This window comes from Paraglaciecola sp. 2405UD69-4, from assembly GCF_047525415.1.
Taxonomy (GTDB): domain Bacteria; phylum Pseudomonadota; class Gammaproteobacteria; order Enterobacterales; family Alteromonadaceae; genus Paraglaciecola.
This window is the reverse complement of the sequence record NZ_JBLIXM010000013.1, coordinates 1-1,265: the sequence shown is the minus strand read 5'-3', so window position 1 is coordinate 1,265 and position 1,265 is coordinate 1. Positions and strand designations below refer to the sequence as shown.

The window sequence follows — 1,265 nt, the reverse complement described above, 5'->3', positions numbered from 1 at the left end:
TGTCTCGTCCTGAAATGTGTTTACACATTTAGGACTTATTATGACCAAGTCAAATAATACACCGCTTAAACGAACACAACGAGATTATTCATTAGGCTTTAAATTACAAATTGTCGACGCTGTAGAAAAAGGCGATATGACCTATAAACAAGCCCAAAAAATTTATGGCATACAAGGTCGTTCAACTGTGCTTACTTGGTTAAGAAAACACGGTAAGATGGATTGGACTCAATCACCTAAGATAACTATGCCTGCATCACCTAAAGCCAAAGAAAGTCCCGCTCAAAAAATCAAGCGTCTCGAACGAGAGCTCGAAGATGAGCACTTACGTAACCTGTTACTCAATGAAGTGGTTAATATTCTTGACGCTGAGCATGGGACAAGCCTTCGAAAAAAGTATATTGCCAAGGAGCAAGAAGCCTTCAAAAGCAAAAAATAGTTAGCTTAGAACGTGCTTGCAAGCTGCTTGGTATAACGAGACAAGCGATATATCAACGAGAGCGTAGAGCTAAATTGCGTGCTATTGAACTCGCACCAGTTAAAGCGATGGTATTGGAAATACGACGCTTTATGCCGCGTTTAGGTGGAAGAAAATTATACTTTCTACTTAAACCCAAATTCATAGAGCAAGGCATAAGTTTAGGTCGAGACGCTTTTTTTAGTTACTTGAAAAATGAACATTTATTGGTTAAACCAAAGCGTAGTTATACCAAAACGACTTTTAGTAAACATTGGATGAAAAAGCATCCTAACTTGCTTAAAGATAGGCAACCATCGAGGCCAGAAGAGATATTTGTAAGTGATATAACCTACGTTCAATCAGCACAAGGTGTTCACTATCTATCGCTAGTAACAGATGCGTATAGTCGCAAAATTATGGGATATGAACTCAGTGATGAAATGAAGGCGACAGATGTTGTTAAGGCATTAGATATGACCATCAATAATCGTCAGTATCAATGCAGTACGATTCATCATTCAGATAGAGGGTTACAGTATTGCTCGCAGGTATATCAAGTAAAACTTAATGAAAATGGCATTATTCCATCAATGACTGATGGCTATGATTGTTATCAAAATGCACTGGCTGAGCGTATTAACGGCATATTGAAGCAGGAGTTCTTACTCTATAAATGTCAAAACCTAGAAGAGCTAAGGCAGCTTATCGATGAATCAATATTGATATACAATGAATTGAGGCCGCACTTGAGTTTAGGAATGAAAACACCAAACCAAGTGCATAAAAAAGACCAGGAGCAAAAGCT

At 38.1% G+C, this 1,265-nt stretch carries 1 protein-coding gene; it reads left to right on the top strand.

Annotated features, from left to right (window positions below; translation table 11 throughout):
* Positions 1-40 precede the first annotated feature (40 nt).
* A protein-coding gene (locus tag ACMUMK_RS18915) for an IS3 family transposase (protein ID WP_414702712.1) occupies positions 41-1,265 on the top strand; the annotation gives its coding sequence in 2 pieces (ribosomal slippage) (positions 41-410 and positions 410-1,265; 1,226 coding nt annotated over the 2 pieces). This gene is flagged as partial in the annotation.